Origin of the sequence: Myxococcus sp. AM011 (assembly GCF_013372595.1) — a bacterium.
GTDB classification, from domain to species: domain Bacteria; phylum Myxococcota; class Myxococcia; order Myxococcales; family Myxococcaceae; genus Myxococcus; species Myxococcus eversor.
In genome coordinates, this window is sequence record NZ_JABXEM010000013.1 from 45,655 (window position 1) to 63,859 (window position 18,205).

General features: G+C 69.3%; 16 protein-coding genes. 13 read left to right on the forward strand and 3 right to left on the reverse strand.

The genetic code is table 11. The annotated features are described in order from the left end of the window. Position 1: 1 nt before the first annotated feature. From HUW62_RS04700 to HUW62_RS04755, 12 genes are all read left to right on the forward strand, one after another. A complete protein-coding gene (locus HUW62_RS04700) occupies positions 2 to 1,333 on the forward strand; it encodes a glycoside hydrolase family 2 TIM barrel-domain containing protein (protein ID WP_176433683.1) in 1,332 nt (443 codons plus the stop codon). Positions 1,334 to 1,467: 134 nt separating this feature from the next. Then, entirely contained in the window at positions 1,468 to 2,685 is a 1,218-nt protein-coding gene (locus HUW62_RS04705; RefSeq protein WP_163870695.1) for a hypothetical protein, read from the forward strand. Between the two features lie 7 nt (positions 2,686 to 2,692). Next, complete coding sequence (locus HUW62_RS04710; RefSeq protein WP_176433684.1) at positions 2,693 to 3,670, forward strand: HEAT repeat domain-containing protein; 978 nt, start codon at positions 2,693 to 2,695, stop codon at positions 3,668 to 3,670. A gap of 47 nt (positions 3,671 to 3,717) precedes the next feature. Then, entirely contained in the window at positions 3,718 to 4,236 is a 519-nt protein-coding gene (locus tag HUW62_RS04715) for a hypothetical protein (protein ID WP_163870697.1), read from the forward strand. A gap of 161 nt (positions 4,237 to 4,397) precedes the next feature. Next, positions 4,398 to 5,756: an ATP-binding protein gene (locus HUW62_RS04720; protein WP_176433685.1), complete on the forward strand. Its 1,359-nt coding sequence runs from the start codon at positions 4,398 to 4,400 to the stop codon at positions 5,754 to 5,756. Then, the gene (locus tag HUW62_RS04725; RefSeq protein ID WP_163870699.1) at positions 5,743 to 6,294 is read left to right on the forward strand and encodes a response regulator transcription factor; all 552 of its coding nucleotides are present in this window, start codon (positions 5,743 to 5,745) and stop codon (positions 6,292 to 6,294) included. The genes HUW62_RS04720 and HUW62_RS04725 overlap by 14 nt, the downstream gene beginning before the upstream one ends. Before the next feature lie 90 nt (positions 6,295 to 6,384). Then, the gene (locus HUW62_RS04730; RefSeq protein WP_163870700.1) at positions 6,385 to 6,855 is read left to right on the forward strand and encodes a hypothetical protein; all 471 of its coding nucleotides are present in this window, start codon (positions 6,385 to 6,387) and stop codon (positions 6,853 to 6,855) included. A gap of 11 nt (positions 6,856 to 6,866) precedes the next feature. Next, positions 6,867 to 7,061: a hypothetical protein gene (locus tag HUW62_RS04735; RefSeq protein ID WP_163870701.1), complete on the forward strand. Its 195-nt coding sequence runs from the start codon at positions 6,867 to 6,869 to the stop codon at positions 7,059 to 7,061. Positions 7,062 to 7,182: 121 nt separating this feature from the next. Further along, complete coding sequence (locus HUW62_RS04740) at positions 7,183 to 7,815, forward strand: Isoquinoline 1-oxidoreductase subunit (RefSeq protein ID WP_255203230.1); 633 nt, start codon at positions 7,183 to 7,185, stop codon at positions 7,813 to 7,815. Continuing rightward, positions 7,812 to 8,276: a (2Fe-2S)-binding protein gene (locus HUW62_RS04745; RefSeq protein ID WP_141642356.1), complete on the forward strand. Its 465-nt coding sequence runs from the start codon at positions 7,812 to 7,814 to the stop codon at positions 8,274 to 8,276. Before HUW62_RS04740 ends, HUW62_RS04745 begins: the two co-directional genes overlap by 4 nt. A 10-nt stretch (positions 8,277 to 8,286) precedes the next feature. Beyond that, positions 8,287 to 10,545, forward strand: coding sequence for a molybdopterin cofactor-binding domain-containing protein (locus HUW62_RS04750; RefSeq protein WP_176433686.1), 2,259 nt, complete (start codon positions 8,287 to 8,289; stop codon positions 10,543 to 10,545). Positions 10,546 to 10,749: 204 nt separating this feature from the next. Continuing rightward, on the forward strand, positions 10,750 to 11,208 hold the full coding sequence (locus HUW62_RS04755; protein WP_176433687.1) for a hypothetical protein: 459 nt from the start codon (positions 10,750 to 10,752) through the stop codon (positions 11,206 to 11,208). Between the two features lie 10 nt (positions 11,209 to 11,218). On the opposite strand, the gene HUW62_RS04760 is transcribed toward HUW62_RS04755, so the two are convergent. The 3 genes from HUW62_RS04760 to HUW62_RS04770 all read right to left on the reverse strand — a co-directional run bounded on the left by HUW62_RS04760 (position 11,219) and on the right by HUW62_RS04770 (position 16,451). Further along, on the reverse strand, positions 11,219 to 11,794 hold the full coding sequence (locus HUW62_RS04760; RefSeq protein WP_176433688.1) for a hypothetical protein: 576 nt from the start codon (positions 11,792 to 11,794) through the stop codon (positions 11,219 to 11,221). Positions 11,795 to 12,022: 228 nt separating this feature from the next. Further along, the gene (locus HUW62_RS04765) at positions 12,023 to 15,238 is read right to left on the reverse strand and encodes a PAS domain-containing protein (protein ID WP_163870706.1); all 3,216 of its coding nucleotides are present in this window, start codon (positions 15,236 to 15,238) and stop codon (positions 12,023 to 12,025) included. A gap of 217 nt (positions 15,239 to 15,455) precedes the next feature. Next, positions 15,456 to 16,451, reverse strand: a complete 996-nt coding sequence (locus HUW62_RS04770; RefSeq protein ID WP_163870707.1) for a hypothetical protein — start codon at positions 16,449 to 16,451, stop codon at positions 15,456 to 15,458. A 210-nt stretch (positions 16,452 to 16,661) separates the two neighbouring features. Between HUW62_RS04770 and HUW62_RS04775 the strand changes: the two genes are divergently transcribed. After that, positions 16,662 to 18,191: a M28 family peptidase gene (locus tag HUW62_RS04775; RefSeq protein ID WP_176433689.1), complete on the forward strand. Its 1,530-nt coding sequence runs from the start codon at positions 16,662 to 16,664 to the stop codon at positions 18,189 to 18,191. The last annotated feature ends 14 nt before the right edge of the window (positions 18,192 to 18,205 follow it).

Here is an 18,205-nt window from a genome sequence, read left to right on the forward strand (position 1 = left end):
CATGGCCCCTTGCCTTCGCCCCACTCGCAGCGTCCTGCTGTTGTTGTGTGCGTTCGTGCTGTTCCCGGCCCTGGCCGCCGAGGCCCGGACCGCCCTCTCGAGGGTGGACGGGCAATGGCAGCTCCAGGTGGATGGGCGGCCCTATGTCGCCAAGGGCGTGACCTTCAGCGGCAGTGGCGGCTCGGCGGCGTATGAGCAGGACTGCGCGCGGCTGGCGGCCCTGGGCGTCAACACGCTGCGCACGTGGGGCGTGGGCGCGGAGACGACGCTGCTCCTGGACGCCGCGCACAAGCATGGCCTCAAGGTGCTCGTCGGGCTGTGGATGCGGCATGGCCAACCCGGCGCGGAGGATGACGACTCGTTCGACTACCTCACCGACGTGGCGGGCATGAAGAAGCAGCGCGCGGACACGTTGGAGAGCGTGAAGCGCCTCAAGGACCACCCGGCGGTGCTGGCCTGGGGCCTGGGCAACGAGGTCATCCTCAACAGCCCCAATGACGCGGCGAAGGAGGCCTACGCGCGCTTCCTGGAGAGCGTGGTCCAGGACATCAAGAAGGCGGATGCAAATCACCCGGTCATCTCCGTGGACGCTTGGGTGCTCGCGGTGAAGTGGTGGGAGAAGTTCGTCCCGTCGCTCGACGGGTATGGCCTCAATGTCTATGGCCGGGGCGTGCACGTGCTGCCGGACGCGCTGAAGAAGGAGGGCGGCACCAAGCCCTGGCTCATCACCGAGTTCGGCGCGCAGGGCGAGTGGGAGGCGCCCAAGGACGCGAACGGCATCGCCCGGGAGCCGGATGACCAGGAGAAGTACGCGGTCATCGTCGACGCGTGGAACAACGCGCTGGCGCCCCACGTGAAGGCGGGCAACTGCCTGGGCCTGTTCGTCTTCAACTACAGCGCGACGTTCGACCACACCAGCCTCTGGCTCGGCATGATGTCGGGCAAGTCGACGCGGCCCTCGTGGCACGCGGTGCGTGAGGCGTACACGGGCCAGAAGCCGGCGACGCCCCTGCCCGAGCTGAAGGGCCTCACCGTGGACGCCGTGAAGAAAGAGCCCACGGGGACCTGGGCCGACGTGCGTCTGGACGTGAAGAAGGCCGACGACGCGCCGCTGGAGGTCTCCTTCGCCTACAACTTCCGGGGCGCGGCCACCCGGTATGAGCGCGGCGAGGTCATCCGTCTGCGCGCCAGTCCCGGCGCGACGCCGGACTCGTGGCGCGTGAAGGTTCCCGCCACGGTGAAGGGCCCCATCAAGCTGTATGCGCTGGCCAAGGACGCCTCCGGCAACCTGCTGATGGCGACCAGCTCCCTGGTGCCGCCGAGCGCTCCGTGAGCCGTCTTGGGGCCGCTGAAACACACTCCGGGCGTTGTCGGCTGGACTCCCAGTTTGTGTGGTTGGTCCGAAATTACCGTTTTTTAAGATATCAAGAGGAAGACTCGGAGTCCGCGTAGTAGGGTCGGTGCGGCATGAGTCCCGAATCGTCTTCGCGTCCTACACCCCCGGACGGGCCCTCGCGCTTCAACCGTCGTCGAGCCATCGCCCTGCTGGGCGGTGGGCTCCTGTTGCTGACCGTGGTGGGGCTGGTGGCCTCTCGAGGGGGCGACGGGGGTGCCCACGTCGCGCCGGGGGAGCCTCGTTCCGCCTCCGGTGGTTCCGCTTCCGCTCGCGCGCAGGGACGGGCCGGCGCTGCTCCGGCCGCTGAAGCAGGGGAGGCCGTGGCGGGGGCGCCCCGGTACGACGCCACCACGTGTTGGCGCGACCTGGAGCGCTTCAACGAGGGCGTGAGTATCGACACGTTCCGTGAGTGGGCCGCGCCGCTGCTGGCTTCCAGGGACCCGCTGGTCCGCATGTATTTGAAGGAGCGGCTGACGGAGCTCATCGGCAACGACGCGGGCCGGGCGAGCCAGGTGCTGGAGTGGACGCGCGACGCGGGGCCGAAGGAGTTCAAGGTCTTCGCGATGGCGCTGAAGGACTCGGAGGCCGTCCACCTGCCAGAGGTCTCCCGGAAGATGCTGGAGCTGGGGATGGACGTGGCGCTGGAGCCGGAGCGGCGCGCCGGGGTGCTGTCCTCACTGGACACCCAGAAGCAGTTGTCGCCCGACGCGCTCGGGAAGCTGGCGGACTTCGCCAAGGACCCGGCCTCGGGTGAAGCGGGCTGGGCCGCGGCGCGAACCATCGCCCGGGTGATGAAGAACGACCATGAGCGGTCGGCGAACGCGGCGCCCTACCTGGACAAGCTCTTGAGCATCGGCACGCAGTCGCTCGACGAGCACGTGCGGTACATGGCGCTGTCGACGCCCATGGAGACCGCGCCCGTGTTGGACGCGAGTGCCACCGACGGCTTCGCGAAGGTCCTCACCACCGAGGGCAGCCCCGACGGACGCGGCGCCGCCGCGCACAACCTGTCGCTGTCCGCGGACCGGGCGAAGGTGCTGGAGACCTTCGCGCGCGCCTTCGAGCCGGAGCAGGACGTGTGCGTGCGCTGGTCGCTGTTCCGCTTCTCCGCGCGCGCCGCGGGCAAGGACGCGCTGCCTGTCATGGCGAACATGGCGCTCGTCGACCCGCGCTTCCAACCGACGTACCAGGACTTCGAGCGCATCTACGCCAGTGGTGTCCTGGACTTCGAGCGTGTGTGGCTCGCGCTCGCGGACCAGGACCCCTACGGCTGCCTCCACCGCGACTGAGCTCTCCATGACGCGCACCTTCCTGCTGGCCCGGGCCCTGTGCCTGCTGACGTTGTCATCTCTCGCGCACGCGACGGAGACGCCGCCGCCTCCCCCCGCGCTCCAACCCGAGACGTGCTCCGTCGAGGGCTTGATGGACTCCATCCGGCGCGGGCTCCAGTCGAAGTCTCCGGCCTACCGCCGCTATCTGCGAGAGCTGTTGAAGGAGTCCGCCGTCACGCTGCCGGAGGAGCAGCTCCGCGCGGCCTTCGAGCGCGAGACGGAGCCCGTCATGGTGGAGCACCTGGCGGCGGCGCTGGTCGCGAAGACGGAGCGGGGTGAGAGCCCGGCCACGCTCCAGCTCGTGGGGAAGCGTGCCTCCACGGACGCGGACCCGGCCGTGCGCGCGGCCTCGACGCGGGCTCTGCGCCGCACGAGCGCGGAGGAGCACACGGGCGATTTGTACTCGCGGCTGGTGCGCGACGCCTCACCCGAGGTGCGGATGGAGGCAGCCACCAACCTCATCGAGGACAACCAGTTCGTCTACGCCGGACTGCACGGGCCCGCGTCGGACATGGCGGTGGCGGCGGCCGTGGCGTCGAGTGATTCGAAGGTGACGGCGCGAATCCTGGACAACATCTCCACGGCGGCCATCAGCAAGGAGTCGGCGGAGCAGCTCCACACGCTCCTGGGCGGAGATGATGCCCAGGTGCGCGCGGCGGCGGCGAAGGCGCTGGGCGGCGTGCCGCCGCCGGAGATGTCCCGCGCGCGGCAGACGCTGGTGGCGCTGTATCGCGGCGAGTCGGACGTGGGCGTGCGCACGGCCATCCTCCAGAGCCTCGCGCGGCTGGGCTTCGCCAGCGCGGTGCCGGAGCTGACGGCCTTGAGGAATGTCGACCCGCGCCTCGCGCCGGAGGTCGACGCGTGGGTTCGGGCATTGAGTACAGGTCTTCATGAGTGGAGCCTGATCCTGAGGGAGAAGCAGCGGTTGCAGCAGGCTCGATGAGCAGCAGTCCTTCTGGGGGCCGCACAGTCGGCCCGAAAGGAACAACGATGCGTAGCTCCAAGTCGCGCCTCGCGGCGCTGACGGCCCTGGTAGCACTCCCCACCGCGGCGCTCGCGTACACCGCCGTCGCGCCGTACCCCAGCACCGTGACGGCCACCACCTACTACTCCAGCGGCACGTACCACGGCGCCGTGGACGTCGCGAACTCGCGCTGCAACTACTGGGGCGCCGAGACGGGCGTCTCCGCCAGCGTCCGTTGGAACGTGACGGTCCGCACCTCCGGCGTCGTCTGCAACGGCAATGGCAGCGGCAACCAGAACGAGGCGAAGCTCGACCTCGGCAGCGGCTGGTCCTTCCGCCAGTGGCATTGGATCAAGACCAGCGATTCGTATGACCGCACGTGCAATCGCTGCCAGGTCGGCAACCTGGGTGGCACGGGCAACGCCACCGGTCCCCACTCGCACTTCCAGAAGGACCAGTACGGGACGAAGAACACGTCCTGGTACTCGTCCTACACCTCGAAGGGCGAGGCCTTGGACCGTGCCGAGCTGATGGGCTACATCTGACGGCCCACGGGCTGGCGTCACGCTGCTTGAGCAAGCGTCGTCGGCCCGCACCGGCCAGGGAAGCAGGGGCCCTGTGTCCCGCCTCCCTGGCTCGGTGACTCGAAGGCCCTGCGTCAACTTGACGCGCTCGCGACGAGGGGACTCCCGGGGTAAGAAGAGGCGTGTTCCGCCCGCTCACCGACTCGCAGGCGGCCCCGCGCGGCCAGCGCTCCGCCTTCCATCGCTCCACCCAGGACGTGGTGGACCTCTTGTCGTCCAGCGCGATTGCCCTCGGCTGGCTGGTGCGCCTGCGCTGGCACGCCGTCGGGGGCTCGGCGCTGACGGTCTTCGTCGCCGTGCGCGGGCTGGGGTTCGACCTCCCCGTGTTGCCATTGCTCGCGGTGGTGGCGACGACAGGGGTGTCCAACCTGCTCCTCACCCTGTGGCTCCTCCGCGCGCCGGTGGTGAAGGCCCATCACCTGGGCGGGGTGCTCGCGTTCGACACGATGCTGCTGACGGCGCTGCTCGCGCTGTCCGGAGGGCCCGACAACCCGTTCGCCATGCTGTACCTGGTGCACGTGACGCTGGCGGCGCTGGTGCTGGGGCCTCGCTGGACGGTGGGCCTGTCGCTGCTGTCCATCCTGGGGCCCGCGCTCCTGCTCCACGTCCATGTCCCGCTGCGGGAGCTGGCGCACGTGTCGGGCTCGGCGCCGAGTGGCTCGCGACATGTGCTGGGCATGTGGGTGGCCTTCATGCTGACGGTGATGCTCATCGCGCTGATGGTGGCGCGGGTGTCCGCGGCGCTGAGGGACAGGCAGGAGGCCCTGGTGCGCGCCCAGTTGCTCGCGGCGCGCGCGGAGAAGCTGGCGTCGTTGAGCACGCTGGCTGCGGGCGCGGCGCACGAGCTGGGAACGCCGCTGGGGACCATCGCGATTGCAGCCAATGAATTGGAGGCCCTCATCCTGGAGGAGCCGCACGAGGCGCTCGAGGATGCGCGCCTCATCCGGGACCAGGTGGAGCGGTGTCGGGACATCCTGGAGCGGATGAGCGCGCGGGCGGGGCAGACCTACGGCGAGGTGCCGGAGCAGACGACGACGGGCGTGGTGCTGGAGCGGCTTCGCGAGCAGTTGTCGACGGGGGAGCTGGCGCGCCTGCGTTTCGAGGAGAGCCCGGACCTGTCCCTCTGCTTCCCCATGCGTGGGTTGGTCCAGGTGCTGGCGAACCTGGTGCGCAACGGCCTGCACGCGAGCGACGCGTCCCAGGCTCCCGTCACGGTGCGCGTGAGTGGCGACGCGGGGCGGACGACCTTCGTGGTGGAAGACCAGGGCACGGGCATCTCTCGCGAGGTGCTGGAGCGCCTGGGGGAGCCGTTCTTCACCACCAAGCCTCCGGGGCAGGGGATGGGGCTGGGCTTGTTCCTGGGGCAGACCTTCGCCGAGCTGTGCGGCGGGCGACTGGAGCTGTCGTCGGAAGAAGGCAGGGGCACGCGCGCCACGCTGGAGCTGCCGTGTCGGAGGGAGCCCATCCATGTCGCCGCCTGAGGTGTCGCCGGTGGTGCTCGTCATCGACGACGACGAGCCCTATCGCGAGCGACTGGTGAAGGCCTTCGGACGCAAGGGCTTCGCGGCGCATGGCGCGGGCAGCGCGAAGGAGGCGCTGGAGCGCGCGCGGGTGTTGCGCCCGGGGTATGCGGTCATCGACCTGCGCCTGCCGGACGGCTCGGGGTTGGACCTGGTCCGCGAGCTGAAGGCGTTGGATTCGCGCACGACGATGGTGGTCCTCACCGGTTACGGAAGCATCGCCACCGCGGTGGAGGCCGTGCGCCGGGGCGCCACGCACTACCTCGCCAAGCCGGTGGACGTGGACGACATCCTGCTGGCCTTCGCGGGCGCCACGCTGCCGGCGGGCGAGGCCGTGGCGCTGGAGCATCAGGTGCCATCCCTGGCGCGCGCGGAGTGGGAGCACATCCAGCGCGTCCTCGCGGACTGCGGCGGCAACATCTCCCAGGCCGCCCGCCTGCTGCGAATCCAACGCAGGAGCCTCCAGCGAAAGCTGTCCAAGCACCCCGTGCGGCAGTGATTGACGTGGGGTGCGTCACCAAGACGCACGAGGCGGCGCTCGCGGTCCATTAGGGTGACAGACGTCCGAAGCGCTGGAGAGGTGAGTGCGATGGCGTATCCGGTGGTGCTCTTCCTCCATTCGTGGCTGCGCTGGGCGGTGGTGGTGCTCGTCCTGCTCGCGCTGGGAAGGGCGCTTCGCGGCTGGCTCGGTGGAAGGGGCTGGACTCCCGCGGACCGTCGGCTCCAGGTGCTCGTGGTCTCCGCCTTCGACTCCCAGATGTTGCTGGGGCTGATTCTCTACTTCGGCCTGAGTCCCTTCACGCCTCCCGCGCTGGAGGGCGGCCTGCGCGCGAGCCTGGGCGTCCCCGCGCTGCGCTTCTTCAGTGTCGAGCATCCGACGTTGATGCTGCTGGCGCTCACCGCCGTGCATGTGTCGTCCGCGCTGAGTCAGCGCGCGGAGGCGCCCGTGGCCCGTCACCGCCTGTGGGCCCTGGGCCTGCTGCTCGCGACGCTGCTCGTCTCCTTCGCGATTCCCTGGGCCGGACTGTCCCACGGCCGTCCCCTGTTCCGAGGCTTCTGAGGTCCACGTCCATGTACGACTTCCTCTGGCTGCTGATGATGGTTCCCACCGCCTCCAGCAAGCCGCGCGCGGCGAGGACTCCCGTGCCCCCTCTGTCGGAAGTGCCCCGGCAGGGCCCGCGTCGCGAGCCGCCCGCGCCTCCCGTGCGTCGCTCGCGGCGCATGCGAGTGCCCGCTCGGCGCCCGCGAGACTCCGCTCCTCGGTGAAGCGCGAAACAGGGGCGTGACTCCCACCTTCCGTCCGGTGGTGCGCGGCCCTGGAACATTCAGCTTGTGGTGATGGCCGACATGCCGGAACCTCGCCGCGATGATGCGTGCTCTTCCGGTCATGGCGTCCGTCGTCTTGCTCGCGGGTGCCGGAGGGTGTCGGCGCCAGCCCGACTCCGATGCGACGCGATGGGAGTCGTTACCTCCGGTGGACGCGCGGGACTTGCGTCCGCTCGACGTGTTCCAGCGCATCGAGGACCCGGCGCAGCGCTCACGCGCGCTGTTCCTGGAGACCAGTCGCGTCTACCTCCATCCGCGCTGCTCGAACTGTCACCCGGACGGCGACAGCCCCTATCAGGACTCGGGCGAGACGCTCCACAACCCTCCGGTGACGCGAGGCCCCGAGGACAAGGGCGTCGTGGGCATGGAGTGCGCGGGGTGTCACCAGGAGAAGAACCTGGAGCTGGCGCGGGTACCGGGAGCGCCCAACTGGCACGTGGCCCCGCGCTCCATGTCGTGGGTGGGCAAGAGCCCCCGGGAGCTGTGCGAGCAGCTCAAGGACTCCAAGCGGAACGGAGGCAAGACGTTGGAGCAACTGGTCGAGCACAACGCGCATGACGAGCTGGTGGCGTGGGGCTGGGCGCCGGGTTCGGGCAGGCAGCCGGCGCCGGGGACGCAGGCGCAGTTCGGAGCGCTCGTCGCGGCCTGGGTCGCCACGGGTGCGCAGTGTCCCAGCGAGGAGGCGCGGCCATGAGCATCCGAGTGCGAGTCAACGGCGTCGAGCAGGAGCTGGACGTCGACCCCGAGATGCCGTTGTTGTGGGCGCTGCGAGACGTGCTCGGCCTCACCGGGACGAAGTACGGCTGCGGTCAGGCGCTGTGCGGCGCGTGCAGCGTGCACCTGGATGGGCAGGTGGTGCGCGCGTGCGTGACGCCCATCCGTCGCGCGGACGGGCGCGAGGTCACCACCATCGAGGGGCTGTCGCCCGATGGGGGCCATCCGCTCCAGCGCGCCTGGGTGGAGCTGGGCGTGCCGCAGTGTGGGTTCTGCCAGTCCGGGCAGCTCATGTGCGCGGCGGCGCTGCTGGCGAAGAAGCCACAGCCCACGGACGCGGACATCGACCAGTCGCTCGCGGGCAACCTCTGCCGTTGTGGGACGTACACGCGCATCCGCGCGGCCGTGAAGAAGGCCGCGGGCGTGCCTGACTCGAAGTAGCGAGGATGCGATGAGCCAGCAGCCCGTGGTGTTCACCCGGCGTTCCTTTCTCGAAGGGCTCAACCTCTCCGTGGGCGGCCTGGCCCTGGGGCTGGTGCCCACGGTGTCGGCCGAGGCCGCGGCGCCGGGCGTGAAGTCGGCGCCGGAGCTGCGGCCCAACGTCTTCGTGCACGTGGCGGCGGATGGGCTTGTCACCATCGTCTGTCACCGCTCGGAGATGGGGCAGGGCATCCGCAGCTCCATGCCCGTGGTCGTCGCCGACGAGCTGGGCGCGGACATGGCGCGCGTGAAGGTCGTCCAGGCGGTGGGCGACGCCGTCTACGGGGACCAGAACACCGACGGCTCCAGCAGCATCCGAGGCGTCTTCCAGGACCTGCGCCGCACGGGCGCCACGGCGCGCACCATGCTGGTGGCCGCGGCGGCGAAGCGCTGGAAGGTGAAGCCGGAGCAGTGCGAAGCGCGCGAACATGCCGTGTACCTCCGGGACGGGCAGCGCTCGCTCGGCTTCGGTGAGCTGGTGGCGGATGCGGTGAAGCTGCCCGTTCCCAAGGCGGAGGCCGTCCAGCTCCGACCGCTCTCGGAGCTTCGGCGCGTGGGCTCGGAGCTGCCGCTGTTGGATGGGCCGGCGTACGTCACGGGCAAGGCCGTGTTCGGCGCGGACGTGAAGCTGCCGGGGATGCTCATCGCCGTGGTGGCGCGTCCGCCCGTGGTCGGCGGGAAGGTGGCGCGCTTCGATGCGACGCGCGCGCTCGCGATTCCGGGCGTGAAGCAGGTGCTGGAGCTGCCCCCGCCCCATCGTCCCTACCTGTTCCAGGGCTGGGGTGGCGTGGCGGTGCTGGCGGAGAACACCTGGGCGGCGATGCGTGGGCGCCAGGCGCTGGACATCACCTGGGAGAACGGGCCCAACGAGTCCTACGACTCGGAGAAGTACCGCGTGGCGCTGTTGGAGTCAGTGCGAGCGCCGGGCAAGCCGGCCCGGTCCGTGGGTGACGTGGATAAGGCGCTGGCGAGCGCGGCGCGCGTGGTGGAGGCGGAGTACTACGCGCCGCACCTGTCCCATGCGCCCATGGAGCCTCCCGTGGCCCTGGCGCGCGTGGCGGGGGGCGTGTGTGAGGTGTGGGCGGCCACGCAGCACCCGCAGGCGGCGCGCACGGAGGCGGCGAAGACGGCGGGGCTTCCGGAGGACAAGGTGACAGTGAATGTCACGCTCCTCGGTGGTGGCTTCGGGCGCAAGTCGAAGGCGGACTTCGTCGCGGAGGCGGTGTTCCTCGCGAAGACGGCGGGGGTGCCGGTGCGCGTGCAGTGGACGCGCGAGGACGACATCCGTCACGACTACTACCATTCGGCCAGTGCGCAGAAGCTCAGCGCGGGGCTGGATGCGCAAGGCAAGCCGACGGCGTGGCTGCACCGCACGTCCTTTCCCGCCATCCGGTCCACGTTCTCCGAGGACGTGACGGGGCCGGTGGCGAGAGATTTGAATCAAGGCGTGCTGGACCTGGCGCTCGACATCCCCAATGTCCGGGCGGAGATGGGTGAGGCGCTCGCGAAGGTGCGCATCGGCTGGCTGCGGTCCGTGAACAACATCTTCCATGCGTACGCGGTGGGCTCGTTCATGGACGAGCTGGCGCATGCGCGTGGAGTGGACCCGCGTGACAACCTGTTGGAAGTGATTGGCCCCGCGCGGAAGGTGTCCGTGGCGGAGCTGGGGGTCACGACGCTGCCGAACTATGGCGCGCCGGTGGAGGCGCACCCGGTGGATGCGGGGCGGCTGCGCCGGGTCATCGAGCGTGTCACGGAGATGTCGGGCTGGAACGAGCGTGCGAAGAACGGGCGCACGCTGGGCCTGGCGGCGCACCGCAGCTTCCTCAGTTACGTGGGAGTGGTGGTGTCGATGACGAAGGACGCGGTGGGCAAGGCGCGGGTGGACGAGGCATGGGTGGTGGTGGATGCGGGGCTCGTCGTCAATCCGGACCGGGTCCGCTCGCAGATGGAGGGCTCGGTCATCTTCGGGATGAGCCTGGCGATGTATGGCTCCATCACGATGAAGGAAGGCGCGACGGAGCAGTCGAACTTCCGGGACTACCGGCTGGTGCGCATCGCCGATGCGCCTCGGGCCATCCATGTCGACATCGTGCGCAGCGAAGAGGCGCCCGGTGGAGTAGGGGAGCCTGGTGTGCCGCCCGTGGCGCCCGCCATCGTCAATGCCATCTTCGCGCTCACGGGGATTCGGGTCCGCGAGCTGCCCATCATCCGGACGGTGCCTGTGTAGAGTTGGGGTGATGCTGGCCGCGCTATGGGTTTGGGCGCGCGGCTGGCCGCGTCAATGCGTGGACTTGGGGTGGGGATGCTGGCCCCTCCGTGAAGGTGCCGTCCGAGCCGAGTGTCTTCACGGTGCGTGTGGTTTGATAGGCATCGAAGTGGCGTTCACGCTTTGAAGTCTGTCTCTCCGCGCAGGACGAGGAACTGAGAGTCCATGAAGAAGACAAGCAGACTGACGCTGTCCATGTTGGGGGCGGGGATGGTGGTTGTCGCCCTGGGGGGCGTGGGCTGGCATCGCGCGGAGGCCGCTGAGTCGACCTTCGTCGATTCCACGCTGGCACCCGCGCCGTTCTCGTGTCCCACCGTGCGCACCACCAGTGACCGTGTGGATGGGACCACGGACTACAAGGTGAAGATTCTCTACGTGGTGCCCTCGGATGGCGTGGACCGTGCGCTCGACACGACTGGGGCCCTCTGTCGCTCGGCGAGAGATTTGATGTACGCGGCGAGGCCCGGAACGTCGGATCCGGGCTGGGATATCTACTCGGGAGCGGTGGTGCTCGACTCAGGCCGAGACCAGTACTACGGCCACTCGGGAAGTCAGCTCGACCTGGACCAGAGTGCCTTCCTGTCGCCACTCCCTCCTGGCGCGCTGGCTCCGCCGGGGTGGTGAGCCGGCTTCGCTAGGGTCGGTGTTCGATGTGCAGGGGGCCCTGGAAGGACGCAGGCGGAGTCAACTCCTGCTCGAGCGCGAGAGGGAAGGCTCCGGATTCTCGGACCGGAGGGAAGCCCTGGAACCCATTGCATGAGCCATCCTCCTGCCAGGCGGAGCGGAACTCGTGCCTGGCCCACGGCGCATCATCCGAGCGGACCCGGTACTTGCCCAGCACGAGAAATGGAATGCGCGGGATGATGGGGAGCGCCATGAACGGCGCTCCCGTGCAATCCGCCGTCTCGAAATAGACACTGCTCGTCAGGTCGGTACGCGTGGTGAATACCCCCGGGTGGGAGAGTTCGTGGGTGGGCTTGCCCGTCTCCAGGTTGAACCTCCAGGTATTCCCTTGCGAATCGACGATGTATGGCGCGCAGACAGGGAAGGCCACGGCCCCCGCCGCATCCACGAAGTACAAATCGCCACACCTGTCGATATCCGCCGGGTCACCCTGTTCCGCCGGGGGCCCTTCTGTTCCGGGATCGCACCCCGCCATCGCGAACATCACCGCGCACAACCCTCCGCGCATCATCACGGTTCCACGCATGCTGGATTCTCGAGGACAACCATCGGTGTTGAACTCACGGGCACCGGTTCGCTCTTCATGGAGCAACGCGGAGACGCCGTGCCGGCCGACGTGTCTCGAATGCAATCACCGTGCTGACACGTACCGTGGATGAGGGGCCACGGGCGGGGACGCCGCGAGGTCTCTTTTTGTGCGCCACGGGATGCACGGTGTGCAGCCGCCTGCTCGACTCCCGCGCCCGTCCGCTCGTCAGTGAATGGACGGCGGCGTCACCGGCTCTGGCCCCGTGAGAGGCAATTCGACGACGAACGTGGCGCCGTGCCCGCGCTGGCTCTCCGCGCGGATGGTGCCCTGGTGGGCCTCGACGACCCTGCGACTGATGAAGAGGCCCAATCCCAGCCCTCCATAGTTTCGCGAGGACACCGCCCGGCCGAACTTCTCGAAGATGCGGCCCAGGTCCTCGTGGGCGATGCCGATGCCCTCGTCCCGCACGGTCAGCCGCCCGCGGCCGTCCCGCTCCTCCACCCGGATGCGCACGGGCTTCCCAGGTCCATACTTGATGGCATTGGACACCAACCCCCTCACCACCTGCTCCAGCCTTCGCGCATCCCACCAGCCCATCACCGGCACCGAGGCCTGGACCTCCAGCACACAGTCCGCCTGCGCCGCCTGCGAGCGAAGCTGGTCCGCCACCTCGCGAGCCACGGCCGCCAGGTCCACCCGCCCCAACTGGAGGGGCAGGGGCGCGCCCGTGAGCTGCGTGACGTCCAGCAGGTCATTGATGAGCGCGGCGAGCTTGCGCACCTGCAGCGACGTGCTCTCCGAAGCACGCAGCACGCTCTCCCGCAGGTGCTCGTCCGACGTGGGCGCCGCGGCCTCTCTCGCGAGCCCCTGGAGCTTGATTTGGAGCGGCGTGAGCGGCGTCTTCAGCTCATGCGACGCCACCGTGAGGAACTCGTCGCGCAGCCGCACCGCCTCCTGGAGCCGCACTTCGATATCCTTCAACTGCGTCACGTCCTGGAGCGCCAGCACCACGGTGGCCGGATGTCCATGCATCGCGGGCAGTTGCTCCGAGTCCACCAGGAACTCGCGCACCACCCCCGGGTCCATCCGCAACGTCAGCGGCGTCCGCCGCAACGTCTCTCCCCGCGCGGCTCGTGCCCCCGGAGTCTCCTCGTTGGGAATCGCGACCCCTTGAGGGTCGATGACGTGGAAGAAGCTGTCGTATCGCTCCACCGGGACTCCCAGCGGGAATTGCCCGCCGAAGAGCTGCTGCGACGCCTGGTTGGCGAAGAGCACCTTGCCACTGTGCGGCTCCATCAACATCAGGGCGATGGGGCTCAAGTCCAGCACCGACTCCAACCACTTCTGCTGGCTTCCCAGGTGCGCGGCCAGCTCCTCCGCCTGGTGCCGGGCCAGGACCTGCTGTGTCACATCCAGCGCGAAGGACATCACCGAGTCCACCTGCCCACGCGCGTCGCGCAGGGGTTGGTAGATGATGTTGAAATAGCGCTGCTCCAGGGGCTCACCCTGGATGCCCAGGAGCAGCGGCATCTCCGTGAGCCGCCGAGGCTTGCCTGTCTGATAGACCTCGTCGAGCGCCTCGGAATAGACCCGCCCCTTCTCGTTCCCCACCGAGAGCGCGCGCAGTGACAGACCCACCAAATCCCTGTCGTGGGACATCCGCTTGTAGACGGGATTGACGATGCTGAAGACCTGCTCGGGCCCGGACAGGATGGCGATGGAGGCCGGGGCATTCATCAGGATGTCGTAGAGCCGCGCCCGCTGCGCCTCCACCTCCGCCTCCGTCCGCTTCCTGTCCGTGATGTCATTGACCAGCACGACACATCCCTGGATGCGGCCCTGGGCGTCCGTGCTCGGGACATAGGTGGACTGGACATGGAGCCGGCGGCCGTCATTCAGGGCGAGCGCCGTCTCATAGCTGACGCGCTCTCCCGCCAGCGCCTTGCGCACCCAGTCCTTGAAGAGCGGATAGAGCATCTCCCCGCCGACCTCCCGGACGGTCCGGCCCACCACGTCACTCGGGCGCTGGCCGAACCAGGTCTCGAAGGCGCGGTTGCAGAAGAGATAGCGCTCCTCCGGGTCCAGGTAGGCCACCAGCGCGGGGAGTGCGTCGGTGATGGTGCGCAACTGGTGCTCCTGCTGACGCGCCTGCTCCCGGCTCTGCTCCAGGGCCTCCTGTGCCTGCGCCTGCTCCGTCACGTCCCGCTGCGTCCCCCAGACTCGAAGGAGCCAACCGTCCTCCACCACGCCAAAGAGGTTGGCCAGCCGCACCCTCGCGGCGCCGTCAGGGTCCACCAGCCGCGTCTCCAAATCCTGCACTCGGAAGCCGGCCCTGACGAAGCCTCGGATGGAAGTCCCGTCGATGTCGCCGATTCGCGTGACGAGCTGGCGCAGGGTGCACCCCACCATGTGGCGGGCGGACTCGAAGCCGCTCATCCGGGCCATGACGTCATTGGCCTCCGCGATGTGCCCCGTGTCGGCCATGGCCTGGACGATTTCGTCCTCCGTCGCGCGCAGGTCGAGCGGTGGGTCCATCTCCAGACGCCAGATGCCCTCCGTGCTCTGGGCGACGAAGGTCCGGTAGCGCTCGTCGCTCGCGGCGAGTGCCCTCGTCGTGTGGCGCAGCTCCTGCTCCGCCTGCTTGCGCTCGCTGACGTCCTCCGCGGTGGACATCCACTCGCGCACCAGTCCGTCCTCCTCGAACACCGGCACGCCGCGCACGATGACGTCGCGCCAGGTGCCGTCGTGGAACTGCAACCGAAGCTCCCCCCGGTACGGCTCCCGCGTCTCCAGCGCGGAGGCCCACTCCTTCAAGAAGCGTCCCCGGTCCGTGGGGTGGATGGCATCCAGCCAGCCCAGGCCCAGGTGGGCTCCGAGCGACTGGCCCGTGAAGGTCATCCAGCGGGACGCGGGCTCGGTGATTCCGCCCCGCGCATCGGTGGTCCACACCGTCTGCGCGGTGGCCTCCACGAGCGAGCGGTAGCGCTGCTCGTTCAGCCGGATGGCCTGGTTCGCGCGCTTCTGGTCCGTCGTCTCCACCACCGTGATGCCCACGCCCTGCAGCGCGCCGCCCGCATCCCGCACGGGGTAGTAATTGATGAGGAAGTCGCGCAGGACGCCGGCCTGCTTGGCGGTGGTGCCGACAATCTCCAGGTTGCGCACCGGCTGCCCGCGGTCGATGACCTGTCGGTAGTGCGGCTCGATGATGGGCCACAGGTCCGGCACGACGTCGCGGACCTTGCGGCCCAGGTGGGCCTCGCGTGGCAGGCCGTTCATCTCCGCGAGCGCGTCGTTGATGTGGATGAAGCGCAGCTCCAGGTCCACGAAGGCCAGGCCCACGGGCGCCCCCGCGACCATCGTCTCCAGGAAGAAGCGCGACTGCTCCGGGGAGATGCCCTCGATGGATTCTCTCTCCGTCTCGCTGGCGCCTGGTCCCCGCACGGTGCCCCCGGCCGTTCTCACCCTCGACGAGCCGACAGGGTGGGGGTGCCTGCTCGCTGTTCCGGGAGCACGGCATCCACACATGAGGCTGTGCATCCACGGGACGCCAGGGGAGCCGCGCGTCCGCCAGGAATCGAGCAGGCGGAAGGCTGGCCCCGCCCCGAAAGCGAGGCGGAAGCGAAGGGCTGGCGCTCGACGGGCCGCCAGCCCGGGCGCTTCAGATTTCGTGGGCCGTCTGCTCGTACACGAGCACCTTGTACGACTGGGGCAGGAGGACGACGTACAGCCAGCGCCAGTTGTCTCCGTTGGGGCCCGTGGAGAACGTGCGGTAGTAGCGCTTCACCTGCACCGTCTCCGTGCCGTTGCTGTACGTCTCCAGCATGACGGGCAGCAGCGGCTTGAACTGCAGGAACATGGCGTTGCTCATCTCCGTCAGCGTCAACACCACCGGCGCCGGGTCGCCGCGGTAGCCGCTGTAGCGGCTCTGGGCGAGCACCGCCGCGGCGGCCTGGTTGAGCGTGGCCTCACCCGCGTACGGCCACTGGTAGTCGAGCCGACGCACGTACGACACCATGTCCTCGCGCACGGTGTTGGCCGTGTCGAGCGCGTACTGGAGCCGCTCGGTGAGCGGCTGCTCCACGTACGTGAGCGTGGCGCCCGCGGGCGCCGGCTGCGGGTTGGGCAGGCAGGTGCCGCCGATGCACGTCGCCTGGAGCCGGAACTGCTTGTCCACCGCGTTCACGAAGCCCACCACCACCAGGTACTCGCCCGTCTTCGGAATCGTCACCAGGCCCAGCTTGCTCAGCGTGCCGTAGCCGGCGTCGTCATCCTGCGCGTGCAGGGTGGAGCCGTAGCTGCCGTTGGCGTCCTTCGGGCCGTAGAGGAACAGCCCGGTGTCCAGGTACATGGAGCTGCCCAGGTGCGTCACCTCCAACGCCAGCTGCGCGCCCGCGTTCGCCTGGAGCGTGTAGCCGAAGTATCCCGGGAAGGTGGTCGGATAGCCCGCCACCGCGCCGCCAATGGTCAGCGGTCCCTTGAGCGTGGTGCTGTCCGCGATGTTGCCGCTGGGAGGAATCGGCGGCGCGGAGATGAGCGCCTGGGCGCCTTCCTCCAGCGTCCCGTCTTCGAGCATGGCCTCGGGCGCGCCACCACAGGCGCTCAGGAAAGCCACCGGCAACATCCACAGCCAGGCTTGCTTCAGGTTTCGGCGCATCGTCTCGGCCCCGTGTCAGTGAGGACGGAGGCGCGGGTTGCTTCGCTCTTCCGGCGACCGCCCTGGGTGTTCGCGCCCGTCTGCCACCCTTGAAACTGAAACTCAAGCAATCAAAGTGAAACGAAGTTTGTGCTGGTAGTCGGATGTGCCGAGAAAGCCGTGGCACTCCGCGCCTTGAATGAAACCCGTGAGGCTGGGAAAGCTGGGGGCATGACGCCATTCCCCAGGTCGTGGAGTTGGAGCGCCGCATTGCTGTCGCTGGTCCTCGTGTCACCCGCGCGAGGGGAGGCCCCGGAGCCCGGGGTGCGCGAGCGCGAGGCGATGGTGTTGACGGGGGCCGTGCTGGGGCCCACGCCGATGGTGGAGGACCTGCGCTCGCTGGTGGACGAGGTGGGTGGGCGCGCGACGGGCTCGGAGTCCAACCGTCGCGCGGTGAAGTGGGCGCTGGAGCGTTTCCGCGCGGCGGGTGTGCCCGCGACGGCGGAGTCCTTCCGGATGCCCGCGCTGTGGTTGGAGCAGTCCGCGAGCGCGACGGTGCAGGGACAGGGCGTGGGCTTCGCGCCCCGCGTGGCGGCGATGCCCTTCTCCGCCGCGACGCCGAAGGGCGGCCTCACCGCGCCGCTGCTGGATGTCGGCCGGGGCACCGAGGCGGACTTCACGCGCGTGGGCTCGAAGGCGAAGGGCGCGTTCGTCCTGGTGGAGACGGAGGAGCTGCGGGACGTGGACGGCCTCTTCCGCGAGTACGCGGAGGCGGTGGGAGTCGAGGCGCGCGCGGCGAGCGCTGGCGCGGTGGGCGTCGTCTACATGGGCAGTCGCCCGGGCAATCAGCTCTACCGTCACAACGTGTCGACGGGGCCGAAGAACACCCGGCCCATGCTGGTGATGGAGCGCGATGGCGCCAGTCGCGCGCAGCGACTGTTGCGAGCGGGCACCGCGCTCACGCTGAAGGCCGCGCTGGAGCTGAAGACAGGCGGGCCCTACGAGGCGCAGAACGTCATCGGGGAGCTGCGCGGCACCACGCGGCCGGAGGAGGTCGTCGTGCTGGGTGCGCACCTGGACAGTTGGGATTTGGGCGGCGGCGCGCTCGACAACGGGGCCAACGTGGCGATGCTCATCGACCTGGCGCGGCAGATGAAGCGGCTGGGGCTCAAGCCCGCGCGCACCCTCCGCTTCGCCCTGTGGAATGGCGAGGAGCAGGGCATGTACGGCTCGGCGGGTTACGTGCGCTCGCACGTGGCGGAGCTGGATGGGCATGCCATGGCGCTGTCCGTGGACATCGGCTGTGGTCGCATCAACGGCTTCTTCACCAATGGCCGGCCGCCGCTGGTGCCACTGGTGGAGCGCGCGCTCGTCCCGGTGGCGGGCCTGGGGCCCTTCACGCAGGTGGACGTGCCGGTGGTGGGCACCGACAACCTGGACTTCATGCTGAGCGGCGTGGCCAACCTCATCGCCAACCAGGAGTCCGCCACTTACGGGCCCAACTACCACGCGCGCTCGGACGAGTTCGCCCAGTGCGACACGCGCACGCTGCGCTCCAATGCCGCGGTGGTGGGCGCGCTGGCGTGGGGCTTCGCCAACATGGACGAGCGACTGGCGCGACAGGGCCGCGCGGAGGTGGAGGCGCTCATGAAGGCCACCGACCTGACCGAGCAGATGAAGTCCTTCAACGTCTGGGACGAGTGGGCGGCGGGAACCCGCGGCCGCCCCGCCGAGCGGCAGGTGTCCCCCACGCCGCGCTGAGCGTGGAGGCCGGG

What these genes read in the sequence shown, in the direction of transcription:
- HUW62_RS04700 (WP_176433683.1), top strand. Translation starts at nt 2, where the DNA reads ATGGCCCCTTGCCTTCGCCCCACTCGCAGCGTCCTGCTGTTGTTGTGT.
- HUW62_RS04705 (WP_163870695.1), top strand. Translation starts at nt 1,468, where the DNA reads ATGAGTCCCGAATCGTCTTCGCGTCCTACACCCCCGGACGGGCCCTCG.
- HUW62_RS04710 (WP_176433684.1), top strand. Translation starts at nt 2,693, where the DNA reads ATGACGCGCACCTTCCTGCTGGCCCGGGCCCTGTGCCTGCTGACGTTG.
- HUW62_RS04715 (WP_163870697.1), top strand. Translation starts at nt 3,718, where the DNA reads ATGCGTAGCTCCAAGTCGCGCCTCGCGGCGCTGACGGCCCTGGTAGCA.
- HUW62_RS04725 (WP_163870699.1), top strand. Translation starts at nt 5,743, where the DNA reads ATGTCGCCGCCTGAGGTGTCGCCGGTGGTGCTCGTCATCGACGACGAC.
- HUW62_RS04730 (WP_163870700.1), top strand. Translation starts at nt 6,385, where the DNA reads ATGGCGTATCCGGTGGTGCTCTTCCTCCATTCGTGGCTGCGCTGGGCG.
- HUW62_RS04735 (WP_163870701.1), top strand. Translation starts at nt 6,867, where the DNA reads ATGTACGACTTCCTCTGGCTGCTGATGATGGTTCCCACCGCCTCCAGC.
- HUW62_RS04740 (WP_255203230.1), top strand. Translation starts at nt 7,183, where the DNA reads ATGGCGTCCGTCGTCTTGCTCGCGGGTGCCGGAGGGTGTCGGCGCCAG.
- HUW62_RS04745 (WP_141642356.1), top strand. Translation starts at nt 7,812, where the DNA reads ATGAGCATCCGAGTGCGAGTCAACGGCGTCGAGCAGGAGCTGGACGTC.
- HUW62_RS04750 (WP_176433686.1), top strand. Translation starts at nt 8,287, where the DNA reads ATGAGCCAGCAGCCCGTGGTGTTCACCCGGCGTTCCTTTCTCGAAGGG.
- HUW62_RS04755 (WP_176433687.1), top strand. Translation starts at nt 10,750, where the DNA reads ATGAAGAAGACAAGCAGACTGACGCTGTCCATGTTGGGGGCGGGGATG.
- HUW62_RS04760 (WP_176433688.1), bottom strand. Translation starts at nt 11,794, where the DNA reads ATGCGTGGAACCGTGATGATGCGCGGAGGGTTGTGCGCGGTGATGTTC.
- HUW62_RS04770 (WP_163870707.1), bottom strand. Translation starts at nt 16,451, where the DNA reads ATGCGCCGAAACCTGAAGCAAGCCTGGCTGTGGATGTTGCCGGTGGCT.
- HUW62_RS04775 (WP_176433689.1), top strand. Translation starts at nt 16,662, where the DNA reads ATGACGCCATTCCCCAGGTCGTGGAGTTGGAGCGCCGCATTGCTGTCG.